This window comes from Binatus soli (SeqCode), from assembly GCF_050015535.1.
Lineage (GTDB): Bacteria > Desulfobacterota > Binatia > Binatales > Binataceae > Binatus > Binatus soli.
The window spans coordinates 1-17,058 of the sequence record NZ_JBEKBF010000012.1 but is presented as its reverse complement, the minus strand read 5'-3'; the positions used below and the strand labels follow the sequence as shown (position 1 = coordinate 17,058).

The 17,058-nt window shown below is 60.0% G+C and carries 16 protein-coding genes and 1 tRNA gene; 6 read left to right on the top strand and 11 right to left on the bottom strand.

The features are described 5' to 3' along the window. The first annotated feature begins 45 nt into the window (after positions 1-45). The 4 genes from ABR989_RS10505 (at position 46) to ABR989_RS10490 (ending at position 4,010) form a co-directional block, all read left to right on the top strand. Positions 46-807, top strand: a complete 762-nt coding sequence (locus ABR989_RS10505) for a hypothetical protein (RefSeq protein WP_428128225.1) — start codon at positions 46-48, stop codon at positions 805-807. Between the two features lie 69 nt (positions 808-876). Continuing rightward, positions 877-1,740: a hypothetical protein gene (locus ABR989_RS10500; RefSeq protein WP_428128224.1), complete on the top strand. Its 864-nt coding sequence runs from the start codon at positions 877-879 to the stop codon at positions 1,738-1,740. Positions 1,741-1,748: 8 nt separating this feature from the next. After that, a complete protein-coding gene (locus ABR989_RS10495; protein WP_428128222.1) occupies positions 1,749-2,612 on the top strand; it encodes a hypothetical protein in 864 nt (287 codons plus the stop codon). Continuing rightward, the gene (locus tag ABR989_RS10490; protein WP_428128221.1) at positions 2,613-4,010 is read left to right on the top strand and encodes an OmpP1/FadL family transporter; all 1,398 of its coding nucleotides are present in this window, start codon (positions 2,613-2,615) and stop codon (positions 4,008-4,010) included. Positions 4,011-4,674: 664 nt separating this feature from the next. Here the strand turns inward: ABR989_RS10490 and ABR989_RS10485 are convergent. After that, positions 4,675-5,667: a ParB N-terminal domain-containing protein gene (locus ABR989_RS10485; RefSeq protein WP_428128219.1), complete on the bottom strand. Its 993-nt coding sequence runs from the start codon at positions 5,665-5,667 to the stop codon at positions 4,675-4,677. Positions 5,668-6,004: 337 nt separating this feature from the next. Between ABR989_RS10485 and ABR989_RS10480 the strand changes: the two genes are divergently transcribed. Beyond that, the gene (locus ABR989_RS10480) at positions 6,005-6,376 is read left to right on the top strand and encodes a protein NO VEIN domain-containing protein (protein ID WP_428128217.1); all 372 of its coding nucleotides are present in this window, start codon (positions 6,005-6,007) and stop codon (positions 6,374-6,376) included. A 21-nt stretch (positions 6,377-6,397) separates the two neighbouring features. Here the strand turns inward: ABR989_RS10480 and ABR989_RS10475 are convergent, their stop codons facing one another. The 10 genes from ABR989_RS10475 to ABR989_RS10430 all read right to left on the bottom strand — a co-directional run bounded on the left by ABR989_RS10475 (position 6,398) and on the right by ABR989_RS10430 (position 16,035). Next, the gene (locus ABR989_RS10475) at positions 6,398-6,877 is read right to left on the bottom strand and encodes a phage terminase small subunit P27 family (protein WP_428128215.1); all 480 of its coding nucleotides are present in this window, start codon (positions 6,875-6,877) and stop codon (positions 6,398-6,400) included. Then, the gene (locus tag ABR989_RS10470) at positions 6,843-7,616 is read right to left on the bottom strand and encodes a DNA-methyltransferase (RefSeq protein ID WP_428128213.1); all 774 of its coding nucleotides are present in this window, start codon (positions 7,614-7,616) and stop codon (positions 6,843-6,845) included. The genes ABR989_RS10475 and ABR989_RS10470 overlap by 35 nt, the downstream gene beginning before the upstream one ends. Positions 7,617-7,668: 52 nt before the next feature. Further along, positions 7,669-8,169 carry a ParB N-terminal domain-containing protein gene (locus tag ABR989_RS10465; protein WP_428128211.1) on the bottom strand — a complete coding sequence of 167 codons (501 nt, stop codon included), beginning with the start codon at positions 8,167-8,169 and terminating at the stop codon, positions 7,669-7,671. A gap of 316 nt (positions 8,170-8,485) precedes the next feature. Next, a tRNA-Val gene (locus ABR989_RS10460) sits at positions 8,486-8,563 on the bottom strand. Positions 8,564-8,647: 84 nt separating this feature from the next. After that, the gene (locus ABR989_RS10455) at positions 8,648-9,073 is read right to left on the bottom strand and encodes a DUF6306 domain-containing protein (protein ID WP_428128209.1); all 426 of its coding nucleotides are present in this window, start codon (positions 9,071-9,073) and stop codon (positions 8,648-8,650) included. Positions 9,074-9,142: 69 nt separating this feature from the next. Beyond that, positions 9,143-9,502, bottom strand: a complete 360-nt coding sequence (locus ABR989_RS10450) for a TSUP family transporter (RefSeq protein WP_428128207.1) — start codon at positions 9,500-9,502, stop codon at positions 9,143-9,145. A gap of 81 nt (positions 9,503-9,583) precedes the next feature. Continuing rightward, on the bottom strand, positions 9,584-12,718 hold the full coding sequence (locus tag ABR989_RS10445) for an efflux RND transporter permease subunit (RefSeq protein ID WP_428128205.1): 3,135 nt from the start codon (positions 12,716-12,718) through the stop codon (positions 9,584-9,586). Next, positions 12,715-13,821 (bottom strand): efflux RND transporter periplasmic adaptor subunit, encoded by a 1,107-nt coding sequence (locus ABR989_RS10440; protein WP_428128203.1) that lies wholly within the window; start codon positions 13,819-13,821, stop codon positions 12,715-12,717. Before ABR989_RS10440 ends, ABR989_RS10445 begins: the two co-directional genes overlap by 4 nt. Beyond that, positions 13,812-14,423 carry a TetR/AcrR family transcriptional regulator gene (locus ABR989_RS10435; protein ID WP_428128200.1) on the bottom strand — a complete coding sequence of 204 codons (612 nt, stop codon included), beginning with the start codon at positions 14,421-14,423 and terminating at the stop codon, positions 13,812-13,814. Before ABR989_RS10435 ends, ABR989_RS10440 begins: the two co-directional genes overlap by 10 nt. A gap of 622 nt (positions 14,424-15,045) precedes the next feature. Next, the gene (locus ABR989_RS10430) at positions 15,046-16,035 is read right to left on the bottom strand and encodes a Kelch repeat-containing protein (RefSeq protein ID WP_428128198.1); all 990 of its coding nucleotides are present in this window, start codon (positions 16,033-16,035) and stop codon (positions 15,046-15,048) included. A 97-nt stretch (positions 16,036-16,132) separates the two neighbouring features. Between ABR989_RS10430 and ABR989_RS10425 the strand changes: the two genes are divergently transcribed. After that, positions 16,133-16,405 (top strand): hypothetical protein, encoded by a 273-nt coding sequence (locus ABR989_RS10425; protein WP_428128196.1) that lies wholly within the window; start codon positions 16,133-16,135, stop codon positions 16,403-16,405. Positions 16,406-17,058: the final 653 nt, after the last annotated feature.

The following is a 17,058-nucleotide window of genomic DNA, read 5'->3' as shown; positions in this document are numbered from 1 at the left end:
TAGGAGCGAGTGCGCCGACCCGGCGCTGATGGAGCAAGGAACCTGATGGGAAAGTTTATAACCATATCGCTCGGCTTTTTGCTGCTGGTTTCAGGGGCTGCGCGCGCGCAAGGTGTCGTGCTGCCTCTGCCTCCGGAAGATCAGCAAAATATAACCGCCCAGCTTGGGCCAGGCGTGGTGGGCATCGCGTTGCCGAGCCAACCTATCGCGGACCCCTCCGTCTACTTCCCGCTTCAAGAGAAGTCACAGCAGTACCAGGTCGTCGCCGGCCCCCACGCGGGGACCACGCAGACGCTTGGACTTTGGAAGGCCAGGCGCCCAGGCGGGAAAAAGGCCTGGCGGTTTCAGCTCACGCCCTCGCTCGCCGGCTTCATGCGCGAGACGCCAGAGGGCGACATCATAATGGCCGCTCTCACCGACTCCGGCGAGGGCGTGGTGGTCGTCACCACGCCTGCTAATCCGTTCGTGCCCAAGGGCATGCAACCGGGAGAGACGCGAACATACACGCAACAAGTTTCAGTAAACTATCTGGACGACCCGAGCGACCAGAGATACTCCGGATCTATCAACGGCACCTACACCTACATCGGTACTTACCAAGTGACGGTACCGGCCGGCACTTTCCCGGCGGTCCTGTTCCGCGTCAAGTGCGAGGGCAAAGTTGGTCCGGCCCATACGCAGAACATTGGCTACAATTTTTTTGCACCTGGCGTAGGCATGGTCGCGATGATCCTGGAGGAAGACGTGACGGCCTTCTGGCTGTTCAACATCGATAGCACCACCGGCAAGGTGCTGATGTCGAAATAAATTCTCCGGTGTAGCGAACTAGCGTCGTTGGCCAGCTTTGGCAGCGAGCCGCGATGAATGTGAGGCGCCATGAAAAATCGATTTACGCGATCGCTCATTCTCATAACGCTTTTGGCCTTCGTACATGTACCTTCCGCTGCTGCGCAGACGACGGAGGACAAATCACTCGACGAAGTTAATAAAGAACTGTCGAACCCGATTTCGAGCATTTGGGCTCTTCAGCTTCAAGAAAATACCTACTGGCTGAACAAGCCGGATCGCAACGTTGTGAACCTCCAGTTTCAGCCTGTTCTGCCACTGGCGCTGACCGACGATTGGAACCTGATCACTCGGCCCGTTTTCCAGGTGATGAACTCGACGCCTTACGTGAACGAGAGCCTGCATCTTCATCGCGTCACGGGCTTCGGCGACACGATCCTCGCGACTCTACTCTCGCCCAGTCCGAAGCTCGCCGGCCCATGGCTCTTGGGCGCGGGCCCCAGTTTCATTTTCCCTACCGCGAGCAACTTGAGGCTTGGGCAGAACAAATGGCAGCTTGGACCCGCCGGCGTATTCGGATACCTGGGTGGAAAGTGGCTGGCAGGAGTATTTCCTCAGCAGTGGTTCTCGACCGGCGGCCCAGGCTCGCAGACTGTGAGCCAGATGAACCTTCAATACTTCTTCGTCTATCTGCCGGGCGATGGATGGGGCATCGGGACATCGCCCAACATGCTGGTTAACTGGTACGCGAACAAGAGCGGAAACGAGGTGACGTTTCCTATCGGCCTTAATGTGAGCAAGGTAATCAAGATTGGCCCGCTTCCTGTGAAACTTCAGGTTCAAGGTCAGTACATGCCGGTTCATCCCGATGTCTTCGGCCAGAAATGGAACCTCCAGTTCGCGATTACTCCCGTCATCCCGAAATTGATTAAGGGACCTCTTTTCGGAGGCTGAAGCACTTCGTGATAGGACGGATCGTCAAAATATTTCTTTTTATTTTCCTTGCGATCAGCGGTAACGCGCGAGGCCAGAGCCTGCTGGCTGGTTCTGCCGGCGCCGAGTCCGAAGAAGATCGCCTGGCGCGAGAGGTAGATGATCCGACCGCGATTCTAATGCAACTGCAACTTCAGGATCTGTATACTCCGAAGAATTTTCAGACCTCGGCACAGACGAATACAATTCAGCTGCGTGCAGTTGTACCGATAGAAGCATTTTCGGGGTTTCCGTTTCAGCAAGTCATTCGCCCGACGTTCAAGGTCGAATCGATAGCGACATCATCCAGCAGTTCGACGATAACCGAATTCACCGATATGGAGCTATTCGACTTATTCATCTCCAACTGGCCCGATCCCAAGGAGACCGGATTCGGCTGGGGAGTGGGACCGACGTTCGTGTTTCCGACGGGAAGAGACCCAACTGCGGGAAAACACGCGTGGGAGGTGGGACCCGCAGCCGCAGCCAAATACCTGGGCGTTCCGCACTTGATGATCGGCTTCCTCTTCCAGAATCCCATATCGCTTGGGTACACCAATTCCTCAGCGCCAGCGCAAAGCCAGATGGAGTTCCAGCCGATAATTTCGTATACATTCGGCCACGGCTGGTACGTAAAATCATCCGACTCGACGTGGACGGTCAATTGGCGTCACGGCGGTTCGACGACGATCCCGATCAGCCTTGGCTTTGGCCGCGTTTGGAAGTTCGAAGGAATTGAGCTCAATCCATGGGTGTCGGGCGAGTGGACGGCCTACCGCCAATACTCAAAGATCACGCCGATGTATACCGTCAGGTTCGGTCTGACGCTGCTGCTCCCTGATTTGAAGCTATAGATGGAAACGACTTGTGTGCATCGAGACGATCGCGCCACGTATCGGGCTAAAGAGAGGAATCTTCAAATGAAGGACCGAATAGTGCAGCCTACCGCTAAAGCCATGCCGGAGGTAACCGCGCAACCGCCATTGCATAAGGTTTATAGGACTATTTCTCTTGCAATAGTCGTCTCACTCGCATTTGTCTCCTCCGCGCGAGGTGCCGCGCTAGAGTTGTATGAAACGGGAGCTCCCGATCTCGGCACGGCAAGCGCCGGACGAGCCGCTATGGCATCGGACGCCTCGACCGCAGCCGCCAATCCCGCCGGGATGACTCTACTCGACCATTCACAATTGCTAACCGCGTCCGGCGTGCTCCTGCCCTCGACTAACTTCGACGTTGCCCCTCAAACGACGACGTCAGGCGGTGGCGGCGGCAATGCAGGGGTGTTTTTTCCGCTCGGGTCGTTCTTCTATGTCCACAAACTCTCTGAGAAGTTGCGGCTCGGCGTGGCGGTTTTTTCAGATTACGGACTTGGTGGAGACTACGGCAAAACGTGGGTCGGACGCTATTACATAACCGAGGCGTCACTCATCACTGGCAAAATCAACCCGTCAATCGCCTACGAGGTAAGCAACTGGCTGTCAGTGGGAGCAGGTTTCAACTTTGGAGTCGGGCGTCTCACGTTTCAATCGAAGATTAACAACGCTCTTCCGCGCGTGCCCGATGGCGGCCTCGCGCTCGAGTCGTGGGACGAAGCATTTGGCGGTAATGTCGGCATTTTGCTCCGGCCGATTTCCAAACTCCGCATCGGGCTCACCTATCAATCACCGGAAGACTACAAGTTCGGCTTTCGGCCGCACGTCACGGGTCTCGGTCCAGGTCTCGACTTTATTCGCAAGAAAATAGACGGAGTAAAAGCCAACATCCCTATGACAGAGCCGCAGCAAGTGATGTTCAGCACGGTCTACGAGGTCCTACCCAACTTCAGTCTGATGGGTAATGTTGGATGGCAGAATTGGTCGGCATTCGGGGAGTTCCCGGTCGGAATCTCTGCGAAAAACCAGAGGAGTATCGAGGCTAACCTGCATTTCTCGGACACCTGTCAGATTGCGATCGGGCAACAATTGCGAATCGGTGAAAAATGGCTGTGGTCCGCGGGATTTGCGTATGACAGCTCGCCGGTTTCGACAGCGAATCGGATCGCAGTCCTGCCTGCAGATCGCCAGCTGCGATATGGCACAGGCGTCCAGTACGAGATCAATCGCGACGTAACAGCCGGGGCTGCGTTTGAGGTAATGGACGCTGGCCCCGGTCCCATCAGTAATAGCCGCGGACCACTCGCCGGAACGCTGCAAGGGCATTACTCAACGAACCTTCTTAACTTCGTTGCGCTCAATATCATCTGGAAATTTTAGAACCCGCCGCGGCAGTGTTTGCACGGCGATGCTCCAGCCGGTCGCTCTTTACCGCAGCGAGGTCCATCAAAATTCGGGAGGTAAAAGCGCTGACGATTTACGCTAGAATCTCGGGGACTCCGGTATTGGCCTTCGTCCTTGTCTTCGCCATTGCAAGCGGCGCGTATGGTCAGGACGCTGTTAGTGGTTCGTCGGGCATAGAATCGGAAGAGGACCAACTAGCGCGAAAGGTCGATGACCCGACCGCGATTCTGACGCAGCTGAAATTCCAAGATCTGTATACGCCAAGGAATTTTCAAACATCGGCGCAGACCAACACACTTCAACTTAAGGTAGAACTGCCGGTAGAGCCTCTTTCATTCCTTCCTTTCAGACAAGTAATAACACCTACGTTCAGGCTGCGAACGCTGGCAACATCGCAGAGCAGCTCTACAATAACCGAATTCGCCGATACCGAGCTGTTCGATCTGTTCATCTCCAACTGGCCCGACCCCAAAGAAACAGGGTTCGGCTGGGCAGTGGGACCGACATTCGTGTTTCCGACGGGGAGGGTTCCAAGTGCGGGAAAACACGCGTGGGAAGTTGGACCTGCCGCTGCGGCCGCATATCGCGGCATTCCGCGGTTGATGGTGGGATTCCTATACCAGAATCCCATCTCCTTTGCCTACACGAATTCTTCTGCCACCCCGCAGAACCGAATGAAGTTCAAGCCGCTGATTTCGTACACGCTGAGGCGTGGATGGTATATCAAATCCTCCGACTCTACATGGACTGTCAATTGGCGCCATGGGAGTTCGACCAGGATTCCGATCAGCTTCGGTTTCGGGAAGGTGTGGAAGTCCGAAGGGCTCGAGCTCAATGCCTGGGTCTCAGGCGAATGGACAGCATACCGACAGTACACAGGGATTACGCCAATGTACACGGTGCGGTTCGGGCTAACGCTGCTGTTCCCGCATTTCGAACTGTAATAGGAATGGACCCAGCCCCGAGCGCAAAGCCGGTTGCCGTAGTAAGGGACAAGATCAAGATTAGGAGCCGCGGCGTTCTGGCAGCCCTTGACGGATGCGGGCGGAAAAATCAGGAGAGTCGCCGCAAAGTAGGCGGTGCTTGCCCCCCCCAGTTGCCAGATTTGGCCCAAACGCGCCACAGGGGTTACCGGAAGCGCGGGAATCGCGTCCTGTGCCGCTTCACGGGCAATGCCGGCCGTGCCGTCGAGCAGTTCGCGCAGCTCGGCGCTATCGGTCTGAATCAGACCGGCGAGATCCTTGAGCGCGAGTTTGTCGGTCTCGGCCATTGCTGCCAGCGGATCAAGTGTCGCAAGCAGCTTGTTGGCTTCGGCGTCGTCGACGTCAAGTACCAGCACCGGCACCAGCTGGTCCGGCGTGGTTTCTGCGCGAAGATGGCCGTCAATCAGCATCAGTCCATCAGGCGTCTCGCGCGCCAGCAGGGCATCGGCGTAACCGACCTCGGCCAGGATTCCCTGCAGCGCGGTAGCCTGTTCGCGGGGGTGCCGACGCCAATTGCGTGGGTTCGGAAGCAGTTCTTTGGCCGGGATCCGCCGGAGTTCACGAATCCGATCCCGAATTGCTGGCGTAACTTCTGGCTTTTTTCTCCCCATCCTGCCCCTCCTGCCCGTTTTGCTTAATTTCGCGACCACACGCGCGTGGCTGGCAACGCGGTCGCGCGCCGACCCGGTCTAGAGATCTGACCCGCCCCCCTATCGGTCACATTGTTCCCCGTCAGCACAAGTTGGACAGATTGAAGCGATTATGGAAAGCGGCGGCGGGCGAGAAAGCACTGGTAGTGATGCGAGACACGGTCCCGGCACGGAGACGCGCGCCGGCGCCCTTTCGAGTGGGACTTCGTCGGGCGCTCGCCACGATTCGCCCAAGCGCACGTCCGCAGGCGCGGGAGGTCGGCCATTCATTTCCTACGTTGGCGTGCGCCCAGATGAGGAAGATCCGAGCCTCGACGCGTTGGATCACCAAGCCAGGATGGCGCTGGAGGAAAAGGCGATCACGTTCATTCTCAAGAGTGAGCCTCAGTTGCAGCGGACGCCGCCCTTCAATGAAGGATACGACCTATTCGAATATGGTGACGACGGCAAGCCTGCTCGATGGATCGAAGTAAAGGCAATGAGCAGTAGCCTGCACGACCGGCCCGTTGGGCTTTCGCGCCCCCAGTTCGAGTGTGCCCGCGAGCACGGAGAGGCGTACTGGCTTTACGTTGTCGAGCATGCAGACGATGACGGCGGTCGGCGCATCGTGCGTATCCAAGATCCGGCTTGCAAGGCACGAACCTTCACCTTTGACCACGGCTGGCTCGATGTCGCAAATGTGAATGCTGGGAACGAGCCGGCATCGTAGGGGTCTCTCCACCTAATCAATTTATGAAACGACCTCTTCGTTGCTATCGAGAAAATCGCCGAACAAACTGCGTTGTTTTGGATTCGCGGTCTTGACCCTCGAGCGCGAGCTTGGCGTCATTCCGAACTCCGTGCAAAACGCACGCATTTCCTGCAGCGCGGTGTTGAGAATCGCGAGGTACGGGGACTGCATCGGGTAGCCGTTGGGCGATTTCACGATGAGGCCGTACTTCTGGAGCTGGCGTGAAGCTTCCGCCGCGCGGGCGTACGCGTCGCAGTATCCGGCTAACGCTGCGCGATCAAGCTGGGTCATCAAGCCGTTCGCAAACAGCAGCTTGCTAACGCGGCGCCACTCGCGGCGCGCCTCCTTGTTCAGGAATGAAGGACACGAAGGAATCGCGGGCTCCGGGTCCGGCTCCCTGTTGTTCAGTCGCCGCTTGCCAGGATTCCCAAGGAGCTCCTTCAGATTAGTCGGCGTTGGCGGCGGTCCCGGTGTTTTCATCCGCAGCACCCTCCTCCACTACTTCGGCCTTTTGACCGGTGAGTTTCTCCCAGCGCGAGATCGCTACATCGACGAAGCGGGGCTCCAGCTCGATCGCGTAGCAGCGGCGCCCGAGCTGCTCTGCCGCTATCAGCTGCGATCCGCTGCCGCTGAACGGTTCGTAACAGAGGTCGTTGGGCTGAGTGTGCAAGTGCATCGGAATCGCGAACAGCCGATTTGGCTTCGAAGTCGGATGCTCGTTGGTTTCAATCTCGGCGCTCGGGACTTCCCAGACCGTTGATGGATACCCGCCCTCCTGCTTGCGTTCGACCTCGGGCTTCTGGCCTTTGATCCAGCCGAAGAGGCATGGCTCGTGCGCCCACATATAGACCGAATAGGTCAGGACGGGTCGGCTCTTGAACCAGATGATCTGCTGATGATGGAACGCGCCGACTTCGTTCCAGACGCCCTCGAGCATCGCCTGCCTGGTGGAGGCGTGCCACCAATACCATACTGCGTTGGGTGCGATCGCGCATTCGATCGCGACTTTGTAAAAGGCGAGATAGAACGATCGCCCGCTATCGCCGCCGACGCCCTCGTTCTCGAACGCGGTTCGGCCGGCTTCGCGGTAGACCTTCGACCAGTCCTTGTCGCGGTTGGCTTTGGCCCGGTTCGCCCTAGTGGCCGGATGGGAGCCGCCAGCGTACCCGATCGCATACGGCGGGTCAGTCGCGAACAAAATCGCCCTTTCATCGCCCATCAGGCGTGAAACGTATTCCGGGCGCGTAGAGTCGCCGCAAAGGAGCCGATGCTTACCCCAACTGCCAGATTTGGCCCAAACGCGCCACAGGGGTTACCGGAGGCGCAGGAATCGCGTCCTGTTGAGCCTCCCTTGCAATGCCGGCCGTCCCGTCGAGCAACTCGCGCAACTCGGCGCTATCGGTCTGCACGAACCCGGCTAGATCCTTGAGCGCGAGCTTGTCGGTCTCGGCCATTGCTGCCAGCGGATCAAGTGTCGCGAGCAGCTTGTTGGCTTCGGCTTCGTCGACGTCAAGTACCAGCACTGGCACCAGCTGGTCAGGCGTGGTTTCAGCGCGCAGGTGACCGTCGATCAGCATCAGACGACCGTCTGGCAACTGACGTGCGAGAAGCGCGTCCGCGTATCCCACTTCCTCGAGCACGCCGCGCAGCGCCGCGGCCTGCCGCGCCGGATGCCGCCGCCAATTTTTCGGATTGGGAACCAGCTCGCGTGCGGCAACCCGCCGCAGTTCCACGATTCGATCGCGAATGGTTTTGCTTGTGATTTCCATCATCCCACTCCCCCTCCCCCCGAACCTGCGGCCACACGCGTTTGGCCAGCACGCGGTCAACGCTCGCCGACTCCCAGTGATTTGACCCCCCTACCCCGGCAAACGAAGTTGTTCGGCCGAAGCGACGCCGCGGTGATCGATAATCGATCCCACGAAGCGTCTTGAAAGCGCGCCAGAAACTGCAGTTGCGACCGATTGTTGGAAACAGTGGCGAGGCGACGAAACGGCTGCCGCGCCCGCTTCTGACACAGATCTGACACAGCAGATGACTGCGTCCGTCACTTATTCGAAATCGAGCCTTTGAAAATATTGAGGAATTTGGTGGACGCACCTGGACTCGAACCAGGGACCTCTTGCATGTGAGGCAAGCGCTCTAACCGGGCTGAGCTATGCGTCCACCGGAGGGTGGAATTATCGCGCCGCGCGCGCAACCTCGCAAGAGTCGTCCCGGATAGAGACTTAAGCTCGAGCGGGTACCCCCTTAGCCGGCTGACATGAGGCGGATAACTTCCGCGCGGCCCCATTCCACTTCGGCGCGATGCCGATTCGCCATCGCAGTCAGGTAGTCGTGTATGGGGCCATCTTCGGGGGCGAGTGCGAGCGCGACTTCGGTTTTGCGCGCGGCCCATTCCTGACCGCGTGACATCAGGTTCAGGCGATCGCGAATCGACTCGAGCGCGGCGACTTTGGCCGCGAACGGCCCGATGCCGCTGGACGGATCGCCGCCGTTGTCGCGAATCAGAGCCTCGAGTTCCTCGGCGTTGCGCTGTTCCATCGCACGCGAGCCGGACAGGAACTTCTTCAGTTCGTCCTGCTTGACGTCGGCGATGAGCGTGCCGAGAGCAATCACTCCGGCGCGCTCGGATTCGAGCAAAAGGTTGAGTGCTTTTTCAAGCGCCGGGTCCATATCGCGAACTTAGTAAGGGCAATCCGGCAGCGCAAGGAAATCGAGTCGCGGGCGATCAGCGCGATAAATCTATTTGTACAGCATCCGAAGCGAGGTCAGCAGCAGGAATACTGCGAAGATGCGGCGAAGCGTCGTCCCGGGCATTCTGACGGCGTACACCGCGCCGATGTAAGCACCGACCAGCAAGCCCAAGCCCAGCAGCAGCGCATACGTGACGTTGAGATGGCCGTGCTTGTAGTACTCGTACGCACCGAGGATTCCGACCGGAGGCAGCAGCGCGCCCAGAGAGGTGCCCACCGCGAGATGCTGATCGAAGCCGAGCACCAGCACGAGCACCGGGACGATCAGGACGCCTCCGCCCACGCCGACGAATCCGCCGAGTATGCCCGCGGCAAGCCCGAGTGCAAGAACGATTACGATTTGACCCATTATTGGTTTGTCTCCTGCGCTCAATAATTTTGCGAGCGTATCAGAACGCCGGCCCGAGATTGAAGATGGAGACGCGCGCCGCTAGTTGATCGCGTGGCGTTCGGGCTCGTCGTCGTAAAGAGGTTCGACCAGCTTGAGCCGTGCGGGAGGTTTGCGGAAGTTGCGGAACCAATTCTCCATATCGTCGAACAGCGAGAAAGCGACCGGGGTAATCAGCAGGGTGATCAGAAGGCACAGAGTCTGACCTCCGATCACGACCAGCGCGATTGCGCGAATCGAGCTGTCGCCGGCGCCCTGCCCAATCGCGACGGGGATCATGCCCGCGACCAGCGCCGCCGTGGTCATCAGGATCGGCCGCAACCGGTCGCGATTCGCGGTCAGGATCGCCTGGCGGCGCGGCAGTCCCGCGCGGAGCAGGTTGAGCGTTTGATCGAGCTGAAGGATCGAATTCTTTTTCACGATGCCGAACAGCAGCAAAATGCCGAGCGTCGAGAACAGCATCAGATGCTCGCGAAAGACGAACAGCGAGATCAGCGCGAACGGGACGGCCAGCGGCAGCGACAACATGATCGTGATCGGATGGACGAAGCTCTCGAACTGCGCCGCCAGCACCATGTACATGAAGATGATCGAGAGCAGGAAGGCGACCACGAAGCCGGCGACCATCTCGCCGTACATCTTGCTCTCACCGCCGAACGCCGTGATATAGCCGGGCGGCAGATGAATCTGGTTGACCTCGCGCGTGACCGCGTCCATCACCTTGTTCATCGCGAATCCGGGCGCGAGGTTGAAGACGATCGAGATGTTGCGCTGGCGGTCCTGCCGATCGATCTGCACCGGGCCCGTCCCGTGCGTAAGCGTCGCCACGTTGTCCAGCCGCACCTGCCCAACCTTGCTTGAAGGAATCGTCAGCCCTGCGACCACGATCGGATTGTTGCGGTCCTTCTCGGCCAACTGCAGGCGCACGTCGTAGGTATCCTGACCTTCGCGAAAACGCGTGATCACGTCGCCCTGCACCATCGTGCGCATCGTCTGTGCGATATCGTCCACCGACACGCCCAGGTTGGCCGACTTGCTGCGATCGATGTTGACTTGAAGCTCCGGCAGCCCGCCCTCGTAGCTCGAATCGAGATCGACGATGCCGGGGATTTTTGTGAGCCGCGCCATCAGGTTGTCGGCGTACGTCCGCAGCGTTTCGAGGTCGGGACCGCGCATGGCGTATTCGACCGCCATTTCGTGATAGCCGCCCTGCTCCCACGGCTTGATCGGATCGACGCTCACGCGCAGCGCCGGAAACGCGTCCATCAACTTGCGCGCGTCCGCCATCACCAGTTCCTGGCTGCGGCGGCGCTGCTCGAGCGGGAAGAGTTTCGCGTCAACTTGAGCGACCGTCACGCGATCGTCGCCGTTGGTGTCGCCGACGGTGGTGAACAGATCGCGGACTTCGGGGATGGTGCGCAGCCGATCCTCGATCTGCGCGGCTATCTGATCGGTATGCGCCAGCGAGTATCCGGGCGGCGTGCGGATGTTAACCGCGAATTCGCTCGAGTCGTCGTCGGGCATGAAAGTCGCGCCGACCAGCTTGCCCAGGAACGGGATCGAGACGACCAACGCGACGGACGCGACGACCAGCACCCATCGATGATCGAGCGACCAGCGCAGCGCCAGCGCGTAGTAGTCCTCGATCCACCGGAAAATTTTCCAGTCCTTCGAGCTGTTGTGTTTCGCGCCGCCCGCCGACTTGCCTTTCAGATAACGCGAACACAGCATCGGGGTCAGCGTAAACGAGACCAGCAGCGACACCATGATCGCGAACGCCATCGTCAGGCCGAACGAATTCAGGAACCGGCCCATCACGCCGTGGATGAACGCGACGGGTACGAAGATGACCACCAGCGACAGCGTAGTCGCACTGACGGCCAGCCCAACCTCGGCGGTGGCCGCTTTCGCGGCGGAGAACGGGTCCATGTTCTTTTCTTCGATGAAGCGGAAAATATTTTCGAGCACGACGATGGCGTCGTCGATTACTATTCCGACCGCGAGCGTCAGCGCGAGCAGAGTCATGCGGTTGAGCGTGAAACCCATCCACAAGATCAATGAGTAAGTCGAGATGATCGAAACGGGTATCGCGACCGCGGCTATGAGCGTCGAGCGAATCGAGCCGAGAAAAAAGAACACCACGATCGCCGCGCAGATTCCGCCCAGCACGAGATGCTCCTGCACGGTGCGGACCGCCTCGCGGATGAACGCCGACGCGTCGCGCGTGAAGATCACCTCGACCCCGGGCGGGAGCGTGCCCTTGATCGTCTCGTAGCGCTCCTTGACGTGATCGACGACCGCGATCGTGTTCTCGCCCGACTGCTTGCGCACCACCAGCGACACCGCATTCTTGTTGTCCCAGCGCGACAGCGAGCGCGGTTCCTTGACCCCATCCTCGACCGACGCGATGTCGCCGACCGTCACCGGCCGGCCCTCGACCTCGCTGACTATTACCTTGGCGAAATCGGGAACCTCGGTGATACGGCCCAGCGTGCGCAGCGTCTCCTCGGACATCCCCTGCTTCATGTGGCCGCCGGGGTACTCGACGTTTTGCCGTGACAGAGCGGCGCCGACCTGCTGAATCGTCACTCCCGTCGCGTGCAGTTTGTCGGCGTCGACGTCCACGTGAATTTCGCGCTCGCGTCCGCCGACGATATCGATCGAACCCACGCCGTCAACCGATTCGAGCGGTTCCTTGAGGCGCCGGCGCGCCAGCTCGGTGAGTTCTTTCAGGCTCTGGTAGCCGGTGATCGTGATCGTCACGACCGGCACCGCGTCGAGGTCGAACTTCTGCACCATCGGCGGCTTGGTCCCGTCGGGCAGCTGATCGAGCACCGTCGAAATCTTGTCGCGCACGTCCTGCATGGCGGCGTCGAGGCCGCGCTCGAGCTTGAACTCGATAATGACGCGGGACACGCCTTCGAGCGTGTTCGAGCGCATCTCGTCGATTCCGCTGACCGTGTTGACCGCCTCCTCGATCGGCTTGGTGACGCGCGCCTCGGTTTCCTCCGGCGCGGCGCCGGGCAGGAACGTCGTGACCATCACGGTCGGCACATCGACCTTGGGAAACAGATCGACGCCCAGCCGCATGTAGGAGATCCATCCGAGCACGACCAGCGCGCCGACGAACATCGTGGCGAAGACCGGCCGGCGCACGCACAGGTCGGCGAGAATCACGACTGCGCCTTCGCGATCACCGCGGTGCCGTCGGCCAGGCGATCGACGTCGCTGACCGCGACCTGCTCGCCCTCCTTCAGCCCTGCGGTGATTTCGATCTGGTCGCCGACGACGCTGCCGGTGGTCACCTCGCGCGCGCGAACGACTCCCCCATCGACGATGAATACGCGCGCGACGCCCGCGTAGCGCAGCACCGCCAGGCTGGGCACGAACAGCGCGCGATCGCGGCCGAGATCCATGGTCACGTGGGCGAAGAATCCCGGCTTCAGCGCGCCGTCGGGGTTGGCGACTTCGGCCTCGATCAACAGCGTGCGGCTGCTTTCATCGAGCGCCGGCGCGATGCGCGTGATTTTTCCCGGGTACCACGCACCGGGCTTGGCGTCGATCGTAAGCTTCACCGGCATCCCGACTCGCGCCAGCGGCACGAACCGCTCCGGCATCGGGCAGCGCAGCTTGATCGGGTCGGTCGCTATCAGTTCGTAAATCTCTTTGCCGGGTGAGACGTACTCGCCGAGCGAGACCATCCGCTTTTGCACGGAGCCGCTGAACGGCGCCTTGATCTCGGTGTCGCCGAGTTTCTTGCGCGCCATCGCGAGCGCCTTTTCCGCCCATTCCGTGTCAGCCTGATCGACGCGCATCTGCGACGCCATTAGATCGAACTGCTCGGGCGAGATGGTCGCCTCTCGCCTAAGCGCCTGCGCGCGATTGTAGCGCGCGGTCGAGTTGGCAAGCTTGGCGCGCTCCTGGTCGAGCGAAGCCTGCTCGGTCTCAACCCGCAGTTCATATTCGCGCGGGTTGATTTTCATCATCACCTGGCCGGCGCTAACCTTGTCCCCGAAGTCCGCGGCTACCTGGACGACCGCGCCCTCGACTTCCGACGACATCACCGCGTGCTCGCGCGGGAAAAGCGCGCCCTGCACCTCGGCCGTGCGATCGAGACTCTGCTGATGCGCCGTGGCGACCGCGATCGAAATTGGCGCCGGCCCCGTCTTATCCTTTTCGACCTCGGCCGCAGCCGGTTGATGGCATCCGCAAAGCGCCAACGCGCCCAGCGCGGCCGCCAGCCCGGCGAAAGCCGGAACCCTGAGAGACTTCAGTCGCATGGAATCGCCGCAATCCCTTTTAGAAAAAGTTCCACGACCGCTTCGGCATCCGATTCGAGCGGACTCGACGCCAGCTTGAGCAGCCGCCGCCGCAGCGATCCGGTCAGCATCTCGCCGAGCATGAACGCCGCGAATTGCGGATCGATGGGCCGAATGGCGCCGTGGTCGATCGCGTCCTGCAGCACCGACGCGACGAAATCGAGATGGCCGGCATAGACTCGCAATTCTCGCTGGCCGGTCTCGGATTCGAGCTCGATATCCAGCGAATTGCCGATGATAAATGTCTTCAAAAAATCCTGGTTCGAGGCCAGAATTCGGAACTGGGCCAGGATGAGTCTGCGGATTCGTTCCAGCGGCGGCATCGACGGATCGTCCGAAGCAAGAACCTCCGCCGTCATTTCGCGCAGACCCTCGATCACCGCGGTATGGACCAGCTCGTCTTTGGTATCAAAGTAGAGGTAGATGGTGCCCTTGGCGACCTTCGCTTCCTCGGCGACGCGATCGACGGTCGTGCCCTGCATACCGTATCGAGCCATCACGCGGCGTGCGGCTTCAAGGATCTCCCGCACCCGGAATTCCTTGATTACTTCTTCCTTTGTCATGAGAAAACTGGACAGTCAGTCAAATGAACGTATGGTCAGTCTAGGCAAATCGTCAAAGTTGACGCAAGGGGGAGTATCGAGCAGGGAAATGCAAACCGGCGCTGCTGGAAGGCCGCTGCGCGTCAGCTCAGACGGGCGAGTCCTCGCCTCTGGCGCGAGTGAGGGACATCCGTGCGGCGCCCGCGCGCTCGAGGTTCTCTTAATACTGGCCAGCCGTGCCAACGGCCAGGGGCCGCGCGCGACAACGGAGCGCGGCGTTAACATTGGGTGCAGGGGTCACCCCTGGCCGTGGCGACGGCAGCGCAGTATTAAGAAAGGAAAACACGGCGTGCCAACGGCCAGGGGCCGCGCCCGCCAACGGCGGGCGGCCTTAATACTGGGTGCAGGGGTCACCCCTGCGGCTCACCTCTCATTCTCGATGTCCGCACTCGCCGAAGCCGATCCGCCCGCTCCCCAAATACCCTTGGCCTCACCGCTGAACTTCTTGATCGCGCTTTGTTCGTCTGTTGGAAGCGCAGGAACGGCGCAAGCACCATTTCGGAACATTTCAGGGGAAATCAGTAATTCGCCACACACGTGCCTTTTCTGCCCGGCCTTACAAATGGCGGCGCGCTTCTCGCCGCTAGTACGCGGTTGCCGTATGCAGCTTCCGCGCGACGTTCATGCGGTTGCCGCCGAGCGAGGCATCGGTAGTCAGGGTGAATTTGTTCGTCACGGGATCGAAGATCTCGGCAGTATTGAGAGTATTTCCGCTTCCATCTTCGCCGCCGGTGATGAGCACCTTGCCGTTCGGAAGTATTGCGGCCGCATGATTGAATCTCGCGCTATGCATCGAGCCGACCGCCGTGAACGAATTCGTCGAGAGATCGAACACCTCTGCAGTCGATAGCGCGTTATTGGAACTGTCAAGGCCTCCCGCAATCAAGACCGTTGTTTCCCCAAAAGCTGTGGCCGTATGCTTCTCGCGCGCGACGGTCATGTCCGTTCCGCTGAGTGCTGTCGTCAGCGTGAATTTGTTTCTCCCCACGTCGAAGATCTCTGCGCTCGCCTGAGCAACCCCAGCGACGCCTTCGCCGCCCGCCACCAGGAACTCGCCGGAGTTGGGCAGCAGCGTCGCGGTATGGAACGCACGCGCTGCGTTCATCTGACTGCCGCCCAGCGAAACATCATCGGTCAGAGTAAAGGTGTGGGAACCGGGGTTGAACAATTCCGCAGTTTGTAGCGGGATTAGCCCGTTCGAGCCGCCTGTGATCACCGCGTTTGCTGGACACGTGTTTGAGAACGGCTCTGCCAAGAGCACGGTAGCAGCGTTTACGCGCGGCGTACTCATTGGACTTGTAGCCGTGCCACTGATCTCGGCTGTATTGAGAACGGTGCCGCTGGCATCCTGCCCGCCCGCAATCAACACGTTGGTAGAATCGTCGTTGAACGCAGTTGCCGTGTGGCCTTCGCGCGAGTCGGTCATGCTTGGGCCAGCGACAAATGTAGAGCCGGTGAAGATCTCGGTAGATTGCGCGACGCCAGTCGGATCGAAGCCACCTGTCACCAGGACATCGGCTCCTGCGCTCGTGTTGATCGCCGCTGATGCGTGGCCGTACCGAGCATCATTCATCGCACTGGTCGTGAGGCTGAATATATAAGTGACCGGGTTGAAGACTTCCGCGCTGTTCAGTGGAGTGCCATCGGAGGCTTGACCTCCCGAGATCAAAATGAGATGCGCGATATCCGGAGTCGCTGAGGGCCGTGGCGTACAGGTAGCCGTTGCGGCAGGCGTGGGGGTCACGCTTACAGTCGGGGTCGGCGGGGTAGGAGTCGGAGCGGGCGGGGTCGGAGTCAGCGTAGGGGTTGCCGTCACTGTGGCGGTCGCTGTCGCAGTTGCGGTCGGGGTCGGCTTCTTCTGCCTCGCTTTCCCCTTCAGAGTCACGGTCGCCGTGCTCTTCCCGCTGGTCGCACCGCTGGTGATCGCGATCCTCCCGTCGTAGGTCCCTTTTCCGATAGGTTTGAACTCAACGACAACCGGGAGGCTTCCTTTGGCAGCAATCGTGCTCGAACCGCCACCCAAGGTGATTTTGTAGTCGGGACGGGTGGGCACGCCAACGGTTACGTCCAACGCCAGCGTTCCGGTGTCTTTGATGTTGAAATGCTTGGTCTCGGTGGTCGCTTTGTCGAGGTTGACGCTGTAGCTCAGCTTCGTGGGCGAGATGGAAAGTTTACTTACGGGCGTCTTGGTCTGTCTAGCGACCCACCGTCATCTGACTGCGCCAACGCCGGGCGCGCAAACGCGGTCAGTAGAAACAGCAGTGCGAAAGTGAGCCTGGCGATTGATCGCATGAAGGAGTTAAGCGGAATTCCCATTTGAATCACGAGTCAGACTCGCACCAAGCCCACGTGGATTGCAAATGAGAGGTTCCCGGACTTGAGTCCAAAGGCTTTTCAAGCCGCAAACGCCGCCTTCTCGCGCGCCATCGCCCGACCTACCGATTGTCGCACCCGGACGAGGCTAACATTGCCCCCTAGGGAACCTCTGCATAAGTTGATCGATTGGTGTACAAAGGAACTGGTTGAGTGGCGGATGAGGAGGTGCGGTGATGGGTAATCAGCGGACGTTTGCTTCGGTGGCTTGGACGCAGAAAGG